Source organism: Herbaspirillum sp. WKF16 (genome assembly GCF_028993615.1).
In the GTDB taxonomy this organism is placed as follows: Bacteria; Pseudomonadota; Gammaproteobacteria; order Burkholderiales; family Burkholderiaceae_D; genus Herbaspirillum.
Map to the genome: position 1 here is coordinate 1,290,417 of NZ_CP118632.1, position 15,326 is coordinate 1,305,742.

Annotated in this window: 13 protein-coding genes and 1 tRNA gene; 6 read left to right on the forward strand and 8 right to left on the reverse strand. The window is 65.4% G+C overall.

Features of this window, described 5'->3' with window-relative positions:
- The first annotated feature begins 139 nt into the window (after positions 1–139).
- The 3 genes from folP to Herbaro_RS05780 all read left to right on the forward strand — a co-directional run bounded on the left by folP (position 140) and on the right by Herbaro_RS05780 (position 3,239).
- On the forward strand, positions 140–991 hold the full coding sequence (gene folP / locus Herbaro_RS05770; protein WP_275012876.1) for a dihydropteroate synthase: 852 nt from the start codon (positions 140–142) through the stop codon (positions 989–991).
- Positions 992–1,124: 133 nt separating this feature from the next.
- Positions 1,125–2,459: a phosphoglucosamine mutase gene (gene glmM, locus Herbaro_RS05775; RefSeq protein WP_275012877.1), complete on the forward strand. Its 1,335-nt coding sequence runs from the start codon at positions 1,125–1,127 to the stop codon at positions 2,457–2,459.
- Between the two features lie 81 nt (positions 2,460–2,540).
- A complete protein-coding gene (locus Herbaro_RS05780) occupies positions 2,541–3,239 on the forward strand; it encodes a winged helix-turn-helix domain-containing protein (protein WP_275012878.1) in 699 nt (232 codons plus the stop codon).
- Between the two features lie 76 nt (positions 3,240–3,315).
- On the opposite strand, the gene Herbaro_RS05785 is transcribed toward Herbaro_RS05780, so the two are convergent.
- Together Herbaro_RS05785 and Herbaro_RS05790 are read right to left on the reverse strand one after the other, a co-directional pair.
- Positions 3,316–4,611 (reverse strand): c-type cytochrome, encoded by a 1,296-nt coding sequence (locus tag Herbaro_RS05785; RefSeq protein ID WP_275012879.1) that lies wholly within the window; start codon positions 4,609–4,611, stop codon positions 3,316–3,318.
- Positions 4,608–5,237: a c-type cytochrome gene (locus Herbaro_RS05790; RefSeq protein ID WP_446719329.1), complete on the reverse strand. Its 630-nt coding sequence runs from the start codon at positions 5,235–5,237 to the stop codon at positions 4,608–4,610. Before Herbaro_RS05790 ends, Herbaro_RS05785 begins: the two co-directional genes overlap by 4 nt.
- 313 nt (positions 5,238–5,550) lie before the next feature.
- Between Herbaro_RS05790 and Herbaro_RS05795 the strand changes: the two genes are divergently transcribed.
- A tRNA-Arg gene (locus Herbaro_RS05795) sits at positions 5,551–5,626 on the forward strand.
- Positions 5,627–5,680: 54 nt separating this feature from the next.
- Here the strand turns inward: Herbaro_RS05795 and Herbaro_RS05800 are convergent.
- The gene (locus Herbaro_RS05800; protein ID WP_275012880.1) at positions 5,681–8,140 is read right to left on the reverse strand and encodes a penicillin-binding protein 1A; all 2,460 of its coding nucleotides are present in this window, start codon (positions 8,138–8,140) and stop codon (positions 5,681–5,683) included.
- Between the two features lie 299 nt (positions 8,141–8,439).
- Here Herbaro_RS05800 and Herbaro_RS05805 point away from each other — a divergent pair, with 299 nt between their 5' ends.
- On the forward strand, positions 8,440–10,356 hold the full coding sequence (locus Herbaro_RS05805; RefSeq protein ID WP_275012881.1) for an ATP-binding cassette domain-containing protein: 1,917 nt from the start codon (positions 8,440–8,442) through the stop codon (positions 10,354–10,356).
- Between the two features lie 77 nt (positions 10,357–10,433).
- Here the strand turns inward: Herbaro_RS05805 and Herbaro_RS05810 are convergent, their stop codons facing one another.
- Together Herbaro_RS05810 and murJ are read right to left on the reverse strand one after the other, a co-directional pair.
- A complete protein-coding gene (locus Herbaro_RS05810) occupies positions 10,434–11,288 on the reverse strand; it encodes a SirB1 family protein (RefSeq protein ID WP_275012882.1) in 855 nt (284 codons plus the stop codon).
- 143 nt (positions 11,289–11,431) lie between these two features.
- Positions 11,432–12,985 carry a murein biosynthesis integral membrane protein MurJ gene (gene murJ / locus Herbaro_RS05815; protein WP_275012883.1) on the reverse strand — a complete coding sequence of 518 codons (1,554 nt, stop codon included), beginning with the start codon at positions 12,983–12,985 and terminating at the stop codon, positions 11,432–11,434.
- A gap of 346 nt (positions 12,986–13,331) precedes the next feature.
- Between murJ and rpsT the strand changes: the two genes are divergently transcribed.
- Complete coding sequence (gene rpsT / locus Herbaro_RS05820) at positions 13,332–13,598, forward strand: 30S ribosomal protein S20 (protein ID WP_275012884.1); 267 nt, start codon at positions 13,332–13,334, stop codon at positions 13,596–13,598.
- Positions 13,599–13,755: 157 nt separating this feature from the next.
- On the opposite strand, the gene Herbaro_RS05825 is transcribed toward rpsT, so the two are convergent.
- From Herbaro_RS05825 to Herbaro_RS05835, 3 genes are all read right to left on the reverse strand, one after another.
- Positions 13,756–14,220, reverse strand: a complete 465-nt coding sequence (locus Herbaro_RS05825; protein ID WP_275012885.1) for a DUF192 domain-containing protein — start codon at positions 14,218–14,220, stop codon at positions 13,756–13,758.
- Positions 14,221–14,382: 162 nt separating this feature from the next.
- Positions 14,383–14,553: a hypothetical protein gene (locus Herbaro_RS05830; protein WP_275012886.1), complete on the reverse strand. Its 171-nt coding sequence runs from the start codon at positions 14,551–14,553 to the stop codon at positions 14,383–14,385.
- Positions 14,554–14,730: 177 nt separating this feature from the next.
- Positions 14,731–15,291, reverse strand: a complete 561-nt coding sequence (locus tag Herbaro_RS05835; RefSeq protein ID WP_275012887.1) for a pseudouridine synthase — start codon at positions 15,289–15,291, stop codon at positions 14,731–14,733.
- Positions 15,292–15,326 lie beyond the last annotated feature (35 nt).

The following is a 15,326-nucleotide window of genomic DNA, read 5'->3' on the forward strand; positions in this document are numbered from 1 at the left end:
TCCGCCGATACCGCCGGTACGTACGGCCGATGATCAAAGGGTGAGGAGAAATCCTCGCCCTTTTTTCTGCCTGCGGCATGGCAAAAAAGACAAGACGGCCGTAGCGGGCGCTCACCGGAAATACAAAGACTTCAGCAACATGACCCCAGCATTCCTCAAATGCGGCAGGTTCCGCCTGCCGGTGCAACAAGGCCGTCGCCCCCTGGTGATGGGCATCCTCAACGTCACGCCGGACTCCTTCTCCGACGGCGGCCGCCACCAGTCCCTCGAATTCGCGCTCTCGCACGCCGAACAGATGATCGCCGACGGCGTCGACATCATCGACATCGGCGGCGAGTCGACCCGGCCCGGTATCGAGCCGCTATCGCTGGAGCAGGAGCTGGAGCGCGTGATGCCGGTCATCTACGCGCTGCGCGACTGCGGCAAGCCGCTCTCCATCGACACCTACAAGCCGGCCGTGATGCGCGAGGCCTTGCTGGCCGAGGTCGACATGATCAACGACATCAACGGTTTTCGCGCCGAGGGCGCGATCGAGGCGGTGAAGGACGGGGAGGCGGGCCTGTGCGTGATGCACATGCAGGGCGAGCCGCAGACCATGCAGCAAGAGCCGCACTACGCCGACGTGGTGGCGGAGGTGGAGGATTTCCTGCGCCGCCAGGTGCTGCTGATGAATGCCGCCGGCGTGGCGCGCGAACGCATCTGCATCGATCCCGGTTTTGGCTTTGGCAAGACAGTAGAGCATAATCTGGCTTTGCTGAAGAACACGCGCAGGCTGATCGCCGGTCTCGGCCTGCCGCTGCTGGCCGGCATGTCGCGCAAGTCCATGGTCGGCGCGGTCACCGGCAAGCCGCTGGACAAGCGCGTGGCCGGCAGCATCGGCGCCGCATTGGCCGCCGCGCAGCAAGGCGCGATGATCATCCGCGTGCATGACGTGGCCGAGACCGTCGACGCCCTGAATATGTGGCAAGCGGGGCGGGAAGAGCAGCAATAACAGAAGCAATCACAACAGCAGCTACAGCGAGCGTGCCGGTGCGCCGGCGCGAAGAATTCAATGCAGCCGGCGGCGTCAGCCGCTGCCGGCAGCGCCGCCGCAGCGCGGTGCACAGTTTGGGAAGGGAACAGAAATGGCGGCAAAATATTTTGGCACCGACGGCGTGCGCGGACGTGTGGGCGTGGCGCCCATCACCCCTGACTTCGTCATGCGCCTGGGCTACGCGGCGGGCAAGGTCCTGGCCAAGGCGCGCGACGGCGCGGCGCGTCCCACGGTGCTGATCGGCAAGGACACGCGGATTTCCGGCTACATGCTGGAAGCCGCGCTGGAAGCCGGTTTCGCGGCTGCCGGCGTGGACGTCTGGCTGGCCGGGCCGATACCCACACCCGCGGTGGCCTACCTCACGCGCGCGCTGCGGCTGTCGGCCGGCGTGGTGATCTCTGCCTCGCACAATCCTTTCCACGATAACGGCATCAAGTTCTTTTCCGCGACCGGCAACAAGCTGCCCGACGCGCTGGAAGCCGACATCGAAGCCGCGCTGGAGCAGCCGATGGACTGCGTGCCCTCGGAAAAACTGGGCAAGGCGCGCCGCCTGTCGGATGCCCCGGGGCGTTACATCGAGTTCTGCAAGAGCACCTTCCCCAATGCGCTGGACCTGCGCGGCATGCGCCTGGTGGTCGACTGCGCCCACGGCGCGGCCTACAACATCGCCCCGCACGTGTTCCACGAACTGGGCGCCGAAGTCATCACCATCGGCAACCAGCCGGACGGCTACAACATCAATGAGGATTGCGGCGCCACCGCGCCCAAGACCCTGGCGGCCTCGGTGCGCGAGTATCGCGGCGACCTCGGCATCGCGCTGGATGGCGACGCCGACCGCCTGCTGATGGTCGACGCCTCCGGCCGCATCTACAACGGCGACGAGCTGCTGTACCTGATGGTCAAGGACCGTCTGGCCACCGGCCCGGTCGAGGGCGCGGTCGGCACCCTGATGACCAACATGGCCTTGCAGGTCGCCTTCAAGAAGATGGGCATCGGCTTCGAGCGCGCCAAGGTGGGCGACCGCTACGTGCTGGAAGTGCTGCAGGAGAAGGGCTGGGTACTGGGCGGCGAAGGCTCCGGCCACCTGCTGTGCCTGGACAAGCACACCACCGGCGACGGCATCGTCTCGGCGCTGCAGGTGCTGTCGGCGCTGCGTCGCAGCGGCAAGACGCTGGCGCAGATGACGGCCGACCTGACGCTGTTCCCGCAGGCGCTGATCAACGTGAAGATTCCGCTCGGCTACGACTGGAAGTCCAATGCCGCGCTGCAGGCCGAGAAGGCCGCGGTGGAAGAGAGCCTGGGCGAGCGCGGCCGCGTGTTGCTGCGTCCCTCCGGCACCGAGCCGCTGATCCGCGTGATGGTGGAGGCCGAGGACGCCGACCTGGCGCGCAGCATGGCCCAGCGCATCGCCGACAAGGTGCTGTAAGCAAGCGCCGCAAGCGGCGGCGCCGGAGCGCGTCGCCATATCGTCGTCATGTAGTGACAGCCGTTTTCAGACAGAAGGACAATGTCAAAAGAGTTGCCCCATATCCTCATGGTCGAGGATGAGCCCAGCATTGCCGAACTCCTGCGTTTCACGATGCAGGGGGCCGGCTTTGCGACCACCATCGCCACCGACGTCGGCCAGGCCCGCAAGCTGATCGCCGAGGCCTTGCCGCATGCCGTGCTGCTGGACTGGATGCTGCCCGACAGCTCGGGCCTGGCGTTGCTCTCCGAACTGCGCCGCGACCAGCGCACCGCGGCGCTGCCGGTAATCATGCTGACGGCCAAGGGCATGGAAGAGGACAAGGTCAAGGGCTTGAACGAAGGCGCCGACGACTATGTCACCAAGCCGTTCTCACCCAAGGAACTGGTGGCCCGGGTGCAGGCGCTGCTGCGCCGCAAGGCGCCGGAGATCGGCAGCCAGGCGCTGAAGTACGGCATCATCAGCATCGACGTCGAGCGGCGCCAGGTCTCTCTGGGGGATCGCCCGGTGCTGCTGGACCAGGCCGAGTTCAAGCTGTTGCGTTATCTGGTGGCGCATCCCGACCGCATCTTCTCGCGCGCCCAGTTGCTCGACAAGGTGTGGGGCGACCATACCTTCATCGAGGAACGTACGGTGGATGTGCATATCATGCGCCTGCGCAAGTCGTTGGGCGAATTGTCGCACTACGTGCAGACCGTGCGCGGCGTGGGCTACAAGCTGAGCGCCGAAGGGCAGGACTAGGCGCGGGTGCATTGCCCCCCATGAAAAAAGCGATCCGCCGGATCGCTTTTTTTGTTTTCGCGTGCGTCGCCGATCTTCAGTCCAGCGGCACGCTGCGATAACGATTGACCTCCGACGGCGAGACGAAGCCCGCATGGTTGTCCCAGCTGTTGCGGATGTAGGAGACCACTGCCGCCACTTCCTGGTCCGACAGGCGCGGCCCGAACGGCGGCATGCCGAAGGGATAAGGGTTGCCTGCCGTGGAAGGCGGATAGCCGCCGTTGAGCACGATGCGGATCGCGTTTACGGCCGAGGCGCCGGCCACCGCGCGGTTGCCGTTGAGCGGCGGATAGTCCGGCACGCTGCCCTGGCCGCGCGCGCTGTGGCAATCCACGCACAGGTCGCCATATAGCTGCTTGCCCAGTTTCATGATGCGCTCGGCCTCGGCCGGCGCCGGCTGCTGCGCCGTGGCGCGCGGCATGGCGTCGGCCGGCGGCAGCGATTTCAGGTAGGTCGCCATGGCCGCGATGTCCGGCTCATCCAGGTGCTGCAGGCTGCGCCCGACGACCTCGGCCATCGGCCCGAACACCGCGCCGCGCGGCGATACGCCGGTCTTGAGCAAGGCCTCGAGGTGCGCATCCTCCCAGTCGCCCAGCCCGTTGGCGCGGTCGCCGTTGAGCGGCGGCGCATACCAGTCGAGCCCGGGGATCATGCCGCCCGCCAGCTGCAGCGGCGACACGCTGGCGCCCAGGCCGTTGCGCGCGCTGTGGCAGGCTGCGCAGTGCCCCAGCCCTTGGGTCAGGTAGGCGCCGCGATTCCATTGCGCGCTCTGCCTGGCGTCCGGCCGGTATTGCCCCGGTTCGAAGAACAGCGCGCGCCAGCCGGCCAGCAGGAAGCGTTGGTTGTAGGGGAAACGCAGCGCGTGTTCCTGGTCGGGCCGTCCCACGGCCGGGATGCTCTGCAGGTAGGCGAACAGCGCGTCGGTGTCGTCGCGGGTCAGCTTGGTGTAGCTGGTGAAGGGAAAGGCGGGATAGAGGAAGCTGCCGTCCCGGGAGCGTCCGTGGTGCAGCGCGCGCCAGAAGTCGTCCGCGCTCCATTTGCCGATGCCGGTCTCCTTGTCCGGCGTGATGTTGGACGAGTAGAGCGTGCCGAAACCGGTGGCGATCGGACGGCCGCCTGCGTAGGCGGCGCCGCCGCGCATGGTGTGGCAGGCCATGCAGTTGCCGGCGCGCGCCAGGTATTGGCCGCGCGCGATTTGCTGCGCCGGATCAGCAACCGGCGAGGCCACACCGGGATCTTCGCTGCGAAGCGTCTGCCACGCCAGCACCGCGGCGGCAATGAGGATGACGAGAGCGGCCAGGGAGGCGGCCGTGGCCAGCAACGCCTTTTTCATCGGACTGCTCCGGCGGCTTGCGTCATGCTGCCGCAACTCAGCGGCAGGGGCGCCGGCAGCGATGCCGCCGGCGCCGGGTTGGCCGGCGCCGGTTGCGCCGACAGCCAACTGCTGGCGGCGTTGATGTCTTCGGGTGTGAGTTCGTGCGCGATGGCGGCCATGCAATCGGGCGCGCGGGCGCGGCGCATGCCGTTGCGCCAGGCGCCCAGCTGGGCATTGATGTAGTCGCGCGGCAGGCCGAGCAGGCCGGGGATGGCAGGCTGCACGCCGGTCAGCGCGGCGCCGTGGCAGGCGGCGCACGCCGGGATGCGGCGTGCGCCGATGCCCTCGGTGACCAGCAGGCGGCCGCGTTCGAGCGTGGCCGCCGTCGCGCCGGTCGGCGCCGGCGGCGGGTAGGGCGGATGTTCGTTGGCGAAGAAGGCTGCGATCTGGCGCAGGTAGTCGTCCGAGAGATTGGCCAGCAGGTAGGTCATCGTCGGATACTGGCGCCGCCCGTCGCGAAAATTCTGCAACTGGTTGAACAGATAGGTTTCCGGTTTGCCGGCGATGCGCGGGTAGTAGCCGTCGGCGGTGGCGCGGCCTTCCTTGCCGTGGCAGGCGGTGCAGGCGGCGACGCGCTCGGCCATGCCGGGCAGCGCGGCCGGCGCCGCCTGCTGCGCCGGGGCCGCGCCGCACGCGATCCAGCATGACGCGGCCAGGCAGGCTCTGCGGAGCAGGCGGGTCCAGCGCGACGGGATGGCGTATGACCTCAAGCGGGTCTTCCTTTCTCGGGATCTCCGGAGCCGCCGCGAAGGCCGGCGGTGGCCTTATTGTAGTGGAAGCCGCCGCGCCGCCGCTCCCTACATGGCCCATACATGCGTGTGCATACAACATGCCGCGAGGCGCTGCGCCGCGCGGCTTTGCAAGCCTCGGCGCAGCGGATACAATAGCGCCCTTGCCGCCCCCGTAGCTCAGTGGATAGAGCGATCCCCTCCTAAGGGATAGGTCACACGTTCGATCCGTGTCGGGGGCGCCAGCATAAAAAAAAGCGCAGAAGATGTCTTCTGCGCTTTTTTGCTTTCAGGCCGGTTCAATGGCCCTGGTAGGTGTTCTCCTGGAAGCGTTTGCCGGCCTCGCCGGGCGCGCGCGACGCCGGTGCGGCCGGCTGCTGCGTGCCCGGCGCGTTGGGCATGGGTTGGCCGCCCGAGGGGGATGCCGGGGCCTGGTTGGGCGTCCAGCCGAAGAAGTTGGAAATGGCGTCGACCACCGTCACGCCGACGTTGGTCACCAGGCCGTTCTCGGGCGTGAAGTTGTCGTAGTACGGTTCGCCGTCGATGAAGCGGATGCCGTCCGGCGCCGGCTGGTCGAACTGCGGCACGCCCTTCAATGCCTTGGCCATGTAGTCGACCCAGATCGGCAGCGCCAGCTGCGCGCCGAATTCCATGCCGCCCAGGCTCTTGGGCTGGTCGTAACCCATCCACACCACGGTGGCCAGCGTGCGCTGGTAGCCGGCGAACCAGCCGTCGAAGGCTTCGTTGGTGGTGCCGGTCTTGCCGGCCAGGTCGGTGCGGCCGATGCTGTTGCTGCGCGCGCCGGTGCCGCGCTGCGCCACCGACTTGAGCAGGTTGGTCATCATGTAGCTGTTGCGCTCGGCCATCACGCGCGGGGCGCCGTTGCCGACGATCAGCGGATCGGCCTTGGACAGCTCCTTGCCGCGCGCGTCGGTGATGCGCGCGATCAGGTAGGGCTGGATCTTGTAGCCGCCGTTGGCGAACACCGAGTAGGCCGCCGACAACTGCAGCGGATTGGTCTGTCCCGCGCCCAGCGCCATGGGCAGGTAGGGCGGCACCTTGTCCGGGTCGAAGCCGTAGGTGGCGGTGATGAAGTCCTTGGCGTAGGCCACGCCGATGTTGTCCAGCGTGCGGATGGCCACCAGGTTGACCGATTTCTGCAGCGCCGTGCGCACGCTCATCGGGCCGGCCGGGGTCTCGTCATCCTTGGGTTCCCAGTTCGGCTGGCCGGGGCCGGCGGGGTAGGAGACCGGCGCGTCGTTGACGATGGAGGCCGGGGCGAAGCCCTTCTCCAGCGCCGCCGAATAGATGAAGGGCTTGAAGGTCGAGCCCGGCTGGCGCCAGGCCTGGGTCACGTGGTTGAAGTTGTTCTGGGTGAAATCGAAGCCGCCCACCAGCGCGCGAATCGAGCCGTCCTGCGGCACCACCGACACCAGCGCCGCTTCCACCTGCGGCAGCTGCACGATCTGCCAGTTCTGCTTGGCGTCCTGCATCACGCGGATCAGCGCGCCGGGCTGGATGCGCACTTCCTTCTTGGCCTTCTCCGACAACGCATTGGCGACGAAGCGCAGCGCCTCGCCCTTGATGCTGATCTTGTCGCCCGAGCGCAGCACCGCGTCCACCTGCTTGGGGCCGGCGGCCACCACCACGGCGGCCAGGATGTCGTCGTTGTCGGGATGGTCATCCATCACGTCGTCGATGGCGGCGGCGCGGTCTTCGGCGCCGGCCGGCAGTTCGATCGTCTCTTCCGGGCCGCGGTAGCCGTGGCGGCGATCGTAGTCCATCACGCCCTTGCGCACGGCCAGGTAGGCGGCCTGCTGGCCGGCGGCATTGATCGTGGTGTAGACGTTGAAGCCCTGGGTGTAGGTGTCTTCCTTGTATTGCGCGTACACCATCTGGCGCACCATCTCGTTCACGTACTCGGCGTGCACCGTGTACTGGCTGCCGGGCGCGCGCACCTTGAGCTCTTCCTTGGCGGCCTTGTCGTACTGGGCCTGGGTGATGAAGCCGACGTCCAGCATGCGCTGCAGGATGTACTGCTGGCGGATGTGGGCGCGCTTGGGATTGACGATGGGGTTGTAGGCCGACGGCGCCTTGGGCAGGCCCGCCAGCATCGCGGCCTCGGCCAGCGAGACGTCCTTCAGATCCTTGCCGAAGTAGGTGCGCGCGGCGGCGGCGAAGCCGAAGGCGCGCTGGCCCAGGTAGATCTGGTTCATGTAGACCTCCAGGATCTGGTCCTTGGTCAGCGCGGTCTCGATCTTGTTGGCCAGCAGCACTTCATACAGCTTGCGCGAGAAGGTCTTCTCCTTGGTCAGGAACACGTTGCGCGCCACCTGCATGGTGATGGTGGAAGCGCCCTGCGAGGCGCTGCCGCGCAGCACGTCGGCCGCCAGCGCGCGGGCGATGCCGATCCAGTCGATGCCGCCGTGCTGGTAGAAACGGTAGTCCTCGATGGCCAGCACGGCGTTCTTCACGTCGGCGGGGATGTCGTCGAGCTTCACCAGGCTGCGCTTTTCCTCGCCGAATTCGCCCAGCAGCACCTTGTCCTCGGACCAGATGCGCAGCGGCACCTTGGGCCGGTAATCGGTGATCAGGTCCAGCGAGGGCAGGCGCGGGTTGATGAAGATCAGCGCGTAGACCACCAGCAGCGCGCCGGCGATGGCCATGCCGACGATCGATAATCCGATGAACTTGGCAATATTGGGATTCAGGAAGCCGCGTTGGCGGCGCAGCGGGGCCGGGGATTTGGACAGGTGCATGGAGTGAGCGGGAATCGGAATGCGCTATCTTACCGCATCGGGCCGCCGGGCCCCGCACGGGCGGGCGCGGGCAAAGCTTAACAGGATGTAAAAGATGTTTCGCCGCGCACGCCGCGCGGCGATTTCGATGCCTGGAAGCAAACAATCGGGGGCGGCGTTGCCGCCGTCGTCGGGTTTGCGGGCATTTCCCCGCGCCAGCCGGTACAATGCCGCTCTTTACGCGGTTTTTACGCGCCTTTTCAAGCACCTGTCGCGCGGTTTCGGCCGGCGCGCATCACGCACAGCACGCAAGCAATCCTATGGCAGTCATTTCCCTTACCGACGCGCAACTGGCCTTCGGCCACGTGGCGCTCCTCGATCACGCCGAATTCTCGCTGGAGACCGGCGAACGCATCGGCCTGATCGGCCGCAACGGCACCGGCAAGTCCTCGCTGCTGAAGATCATCGCCGGCCGCTCCAAGCTGGATGACGGCCTGCTGGTGATGCAGCAGGGCCTGAAGATCGCCTATGTCGACCAGGAGCCGCATTTCCCGGAAGAGATGAGCGTGTTCGACGCCGTGGCCTCCGGCCTGGGCGAACTGCCGGCGCTGCTGGCCGAGTATGAGGCCATCACCGGCCAGTTCGGCGGCGACAACGACGACGCCTTGCTGGAGCGCATGCACCAGATCCAGACGGTGCTGGATGCGGCCGACGCCTGGTCCATCGGCAACAAGGTCGAGACTACGCTGGACAAGCTGAACCTGAACCGCGACGCCCGCATCGGCGAGCTCTCCGGTGGCATGAAGAAGCGCGTGGCGCTGGCCTGCGGGCTGGTCGGCAATCCCGACGTGCTGCTGCTGGACGAACCCACCAACCACCTCGACTTCGGCTCCATCCTGTGGCTGGAAGGGCTGCTGCGCGACTTCAAGGGCAGCATCCTGTTCATCACCCACGACCGCTCCTTCCTCGATAACGTCTCGACCCGCATCATCGAGCTGGACCGCGGCAAGATCCTGTCCTTCCCGGGCAATTTCAGCACCTACCAGGCGCGCAAGGCCGAGCTGCTGGCCAATGAGGAAGTGGAGAACGCCAAGTTCGACAAATTCCTGGCGCAGGAAGAGGTCTGGATCCGCAAGGGCGTGCAGGCCCGCCGCACCCGCGACGAAGGCCGCGTGCGCCGCCTGGAAGCGCTGCGCGCGCAGCGCGGCGAACGCCGCGACCGCCAGGGCCAGGTCAAGCTCGAAGTGGGCACCGGCGAGCGCTCCGGCAAGATCGTGGCGGAGCTGGAAAACGTCGGCAAGGCCTACGGCGCCAAGACCATCGTGCGCGACTTCAGCTCTATCCTGATGCGCGGCGACAAGGTCGGCCTGATCGGCCAGAACGGCGCCGGCAAGACCACGCTTCTCAAGCTCATCCTCGGCGAAGAGGCGCCCGACAGCGGCACCGTCAAGCAGGGCACCAAGATGCAGATCGCCTACTTCGACCAGATGCGCGCCCAACTGAACGAAGAAACCAGCCTGGCCGACACCATCGCGCCGGGCAGCGACTGGGTCGAGATCAACGGCCAGCGCAAGCACGTGATGACCTACTTGTCCGACTTCCTGTTCGCGCCGGAGCGCGCCCGCTCGCCGGTGCGCACGTTGTCGGGCGGCGAACGCAACCGCCTGCTGCTGGCGCGCCTGTTCGCCAAGCCGGCCAACGTGCTGGTGCTGGACGAGCCGACCAACGACCTCGACATCGACACCCTGGAACTGCTGGAAGAGCTGCTGGAAGAATATGACGGCACCGTGTTCCTGGTCAGCCACGACCGCATGTTCCTGGACAACGTGGTGACCCAGGTGATCGCAGCCGAGGGCGGCGGCGAGTGGCGCGAATACGTGGGCGGTTATACCGACTGGGAGCGCCAGCGCCCGGCTGCGAACGCTGCCGCCAAGGCGCCAGTGAAAAGCGACAAGAGCGAGGTGAAGGCCGAATCGACGATGGCCGCGCCGGCCGCGGCGCCCCAGGCGCCGAAGAAAAAGCTCAGCTACAAGGAACAGCGCGAGCTGGAAGAGCTGCCCAAGCGTATCGCCGAACTTGAGGCCGAGCAGAAGATCATTTCGGAAAAGCTTGCCGATCCCGACATCTACAAGAGCAACGCGGATGACGTGGTGAAGCTGAACCAGCGCTTCGCCGAGATCGACGAAGAGTTGCTGGCCAGCCTGGAGCGTTGGGAAGAGATCGACGGCCGCAAGTAGGTCCGCGCCGTGTCAGCAACAAGCCCGCCATCGCCGCGTTACGGAGATGGCGGGCTTTTGTTTTGAAGGACTGCCGCTCAGTTGGGTTTGCGCAGCGCTTCGCGCAGATCGGGCAGCATCTCGCGCAGGCTCTGCGCGTCGTCGGCGTAGGGGCGCAGGGCCAGGTAGGCCTCCAGGTCTTCCAGTGCGGCCTGGGCCACGCCCAGGTTGGCGTGCGCCAGCCCGCGGTCGCGCCGCTCGGTGATTTCTTCCGGCAGCAGGATCACCAGCCGTTCCTGCACATCCAGCACCTGCTGCCAGCGCTGGCTCTCCATGAAGATCGCCTTGAGGTTGCGCAGCATGCGCGCCAGGATCTCGCGCGGGTGCGCCGCGCGCAGGTAGGCGGCCAGCGGCAGTTCGTCGTCGAACTCCAGTTCCTGCTCCTGCTGGCGTTCGAGGTAGGGTTCAAGCCGCTCCTCGAGCTCTTCGCGCGACAGGCTCGAGCCGTTCATCGGATCGAGCACGATCTCGCCCGACTGCACCGACAGTTTCATCAGGAAGTGGCCGGGGAAGGAGACGCCTTTCATGTCCAGCCCCACCTGCTGGGCCAGTTCGATGTAGACCACCGCCAGCGAAATGGGAATGCCGCGCCGCGTGGCGATGACGCGGTGGATGTAGCTGTTGTCGGGATCGTAGTAGTTGTTGATGTTGCCGGCGAAGGCCATTTCCTGGAAGAAGAAATGGTTCAGCATGCGCAGCTTCTGGATCTGCGATGCGTCCGAGGGCAGGCGATGTTTCAGCTTGGCCGCCAGCATGTCGAGCTCGACTTCCTGCTCGGCAAAGTCCATCTCGGGGTAGAAGTCCTGTCCCAGCGTCAAGGCGGATTCGAACAGGGGAATCGAATCGTCCTGGCGCACCAGCGAAGCGAAATATTCGAGGGAGGTGAGCGTCATGCCGTCCATCCTATCAAAATATTTTGTCGGGCGTCAGGTTCGTCGCGCATGAAAATGCCGCGCAAGAAAATCCTGTTGTTTCTCCCGGGCAGCTCTGGTCGGCAAGGCGGCCCGGGTTTATGCTCTTGCGCTTGCGTTATTTTTCAGCGGCGCGCGATGCGCTTGAATTCGCGCAGCCGGAATCCCATCGCGAACAGCGGGCCGAAATAGGCGAGCCCGCACACCACCATCACCAGCCCAAGCGCGCCGATGCGCAGCAGCGGATGCGCGCGCAATGCGATCCAGTCGAAGTGCCCCGAGATCCACAGCGCCGCGCCGGCCAGCACCAGCAGCGCGCCGGCCAGGCGCACCAGGAAGATGCCCCAGCCCGGACGCGGCACGTAGATCCGGCGGCGCCGCAGTCCCCAGTACAGGAAGCCGGCGTTGAGGCAGGCCCCCAGGCCGATCGACAGCGCCAGGCCGGCGTGCGCGAACATCGGCACGAAGATGCTGTTCATCAGCTGCGTGGCGATGAGCACGCCGACGGCGATGATCACGGGCGTACGGATGTCCTGCTTGGCATAAAAGCCGGGCGCCAGGATCTTCACCATGATCAGGCCGATCAGGCCGACGCCGTAGGCCACCAGCGCATGGCCGGTCATGGTCACCGAGAGGTTGTCGAATTTGCCATAGTGGAAAAGCGTGGCTGTCAGCGGCTCGGACAGCGTGGCCAGGCCGACCGCGGCCGGCATGGCCAGCATGAAGGTCAGGCGCAGGCCCCAGTCGAGCAGGGCGGAGTATTCTTCCCCGTCCTTGGCCGCGTGCGCATTGGCCAGGCTGGGCAAGAGGATGGTGCCCAGCGCCACGCCCAGCAGCGCGGTAGGGAATTCCATCAGGCGATCGGCATAGGACAGCCAGGACACGCTGCCGTGCTCCAGGCGCGAGGCGATGTTGGTGTTGATCATCAGGCTGATCTGCGCGGCCGAGACGGCGAACACGGCCGGCCCCATCTTCTGCAGCACGCGCTTCACGCCGGCGTCGCGCAGGCCCGGCATCGGGTTCCAGTACAGGCGCGGCAGCATGCCTATCTTCACCAGCGCCGGCACCTGGATCGCCACCTGCAGGATGCCGCCCACCAGCACGGCGAAGGCCATGGCGTAGATCGGTTGCTCCATGAACGGCGCCACGAACAGCGAGGCCACGATGAAGGCAAGGTTCAGCAGCACCGAGGTGAAGGCCGGGATCTTGAATTCCTTCCACGTGTTCAGGATCCCGCCGGCCAGCGCCACGAAGGCCATGAAGCCGATATAGGGGAACATGATGCGGGTCATCACCACCGAGGCGTGGAAGGCATCCTGGTTGTACTGGAGGCCGGTGGCGATGAAGTAGACCACGAAGGGCGTGGCGACGATGCCGGCCACGCAGGTGACCAGCATCACCCACATCAGCACGCTGGCGACGTGGTCGACCAGGTGCTTGGTCTCGTCGGCGCCGCGCTGGTTCTTGTATTCGGCCAGGATGGGGACGAAGGCCTGGGAGAAGGCGCCTTCGGCGAACAGGCGGCGCAGCAGGTTGGGAATGCGGAAGGCGATGTTGAAGGCGTCGGTGTAGGCCGAGGCGCCGAAAGCGCGGGCAAACAGGATTTCCCTGACCAGTCCGGTGATGCGCGAGAGCATCGTCATGCCGGAGATGGCGGCGAGCGTTTTATGCAAGTTCATGGTGCGGCATTATAGCGGCGCGGCCATGCGCGGCGGCGCCGATTGCGGGTGATTCGGAACGGGCGCGCCGATGAGCCGGCGGCCGAGGGACGCGGCGTAGAGTGCCCACGGTTTGAATCGGTTCGATGCCTTGTTGATATTTCTTCCCGGTAATGCGACGGCCGGTATGGCATGCATTGCCGCCCGTTTTTGGCCGGATAGCAACGGATGAGGCGCAAATGGCGGCCGTTCAGGCGGGGTATTTGCCCTGTTCGGGAAAACTGGTTATAATCCAACGCTTTACAGAATTTGGCATCGCGAGTCCTCGGGTTTGCGGCGCACACGACTCTCGATTTAGGATAATTTCATGGCAAATACCGCACAGGCACGTAAGCGTGCACGTCAAGCAGTTAAGCAAAACGCGCACAACTCGAGCCAGCGTTCGACCCTGCGTACCGCAATCAAGGCTGTTCGCAAGGCAATTGCCGGTGGCGACAAGGCTGCCGCCGCAACCGTGTTCCAGGCTTCGGTGTCGACCATCGACAGCATCGCCGACAAGAAGATCATTCACAAGAACAAGGCTGCTCGCCACAAGAGCCGCCTGGCTGCTGCCCTGAAGGCCCTGGCTGCTTAATTCGCCGGTCTTGGGCTGAGGCGCATGCCTCGGCTGCAGTGCCCGCAGTACCAAAAACCCGCCTGTCTCCCAGGCGGGTTTTTGTATTTCCGATTCTCGCCGCGTCGGCTTCTCGTGCCGGCGCCGGCGCGTGACCGGCGCGACGCATCCCTGATCCTTATCGGGGCAAGCCGTCGATCTTGGTTCCGGGCTTGATGTTCTTCTGCTTGAACCAACCCTTGTTCATCTCCAGCGCGTAGGTCGCGCCGCGCCTGGCGCAGTGCGAGTCCAGCGTCTGTTCCTTCATTTCCTCGATGTTGAGGATCACGCCGTTTTCATCCATGAAGGCCACCGACAGCGGGATCAGCGTGTTCTTCATCCACATGCACACGCCGGCCGGCGCGCCGAACAGGAACACCATGCCTTCGTTCTCGCCCATTTTTTCCCGGAACATCAGGCCTTGTTCGCGCTCGGCCTCGGTCTTGGCGACTTCCGCCTTGATCAGGTGGATGCCGATGTTGAGCTGGGTCGTGGGGAAGCGCGCGACCTGAGGCGTTTGCGCATGGGCGCCGGCGGCGCAGGCGGTGGCGAGCAGGACTGCGGCGGTGAGGGGCAGGAGGCGGGAAAGATTCGTTTGGCGCATGATCGATGTTTGTTCTTGGTCAATCCGGAAGGCGGGACAGCAGGATTATAGCGATGCTGCGCATCGGCGTCGGTCGGCGCTTGCGGCCGCTGCGCGGGAAAAGGCGTCGGAAATGAAAAAAGGCAGGACTAGCCTGCCTTTTTCGAATTGCGCGGACGCTAATTACTTAGCTTCAGCTGCCTTCTTTGCCTTCTTGGCCTTCTTTGCCTTCTTGGCCTTCTTTGCCTTCGGAGCAGCGGCTTCAGCCTTCGGCGCTTCCGGAGCGGCCGGAGCTTGTGCGAAAGCGGCAGTTGCGAACAGAGCGGCAACCAGAGCGGCGATCAGTTTTTTCATTTTGCGTCCTTCAATTCAACATGTTAGGGATGTGAGGCAAACGATGATTCGTGCGAATCACTGACAATAACGGCAGCGCGCGACAGAGGTTGACAGGCTTCTTCATCTTTTTTGTGAGTTTCCGCATGGGCGGTTACGCGCATAATTTCCATGTGGAAATTCATCGTTCGTCCACGTTCATTTTTCAAGCTCCAGCGGATCCACTTCCCGCCATTCCCCTGGCAGCACCGGATGAGTGGCCAGCGAGAAGGGGCCGATGGCGATGCGGATCAGGCGCAGCGTCGGCAGGCCGACCGCCGCCGTCATCCGGCGCACCTGGCGATTCTTGCCTTCGCTGATGGTGAGGGCCAGCCAGGCGGTGGGCTGGTTCTTGCGTTCGCGTATCGGCGGATTGCGCGGCCACAGCCAGCCGGGCTCCCGGATCAGCCTGGCCTCGCTCTCCCGGGTGACGAAGTCGCCCAGGTCGAGCGGCTTGCGCAGCCGTTCCAGCGCTTCCTCGGACGCCTCTCCTTCCACCTGGGCCAGATAGGTCTTGGGCTGCTTGCGGCGCGGATGGCTGATGTCGTGCTGCAGTTTGCCGTCGTCGGTCAGCAGTAGCAGGCCCTCGCTGTCGGCATCCAGGCGGCCGGCAGGATAAACATTGGGAATATCGATGTAATCGGAAAGGGTTTCTCGCTCGGGGTGGGAGGAGAATTGGCTCATTACCTGGAAAGGTTTGTTGAATAAAATCAGGGGCATGCGCTAGTGTCGCAAAAACGTGGCCTTGCGTAAAA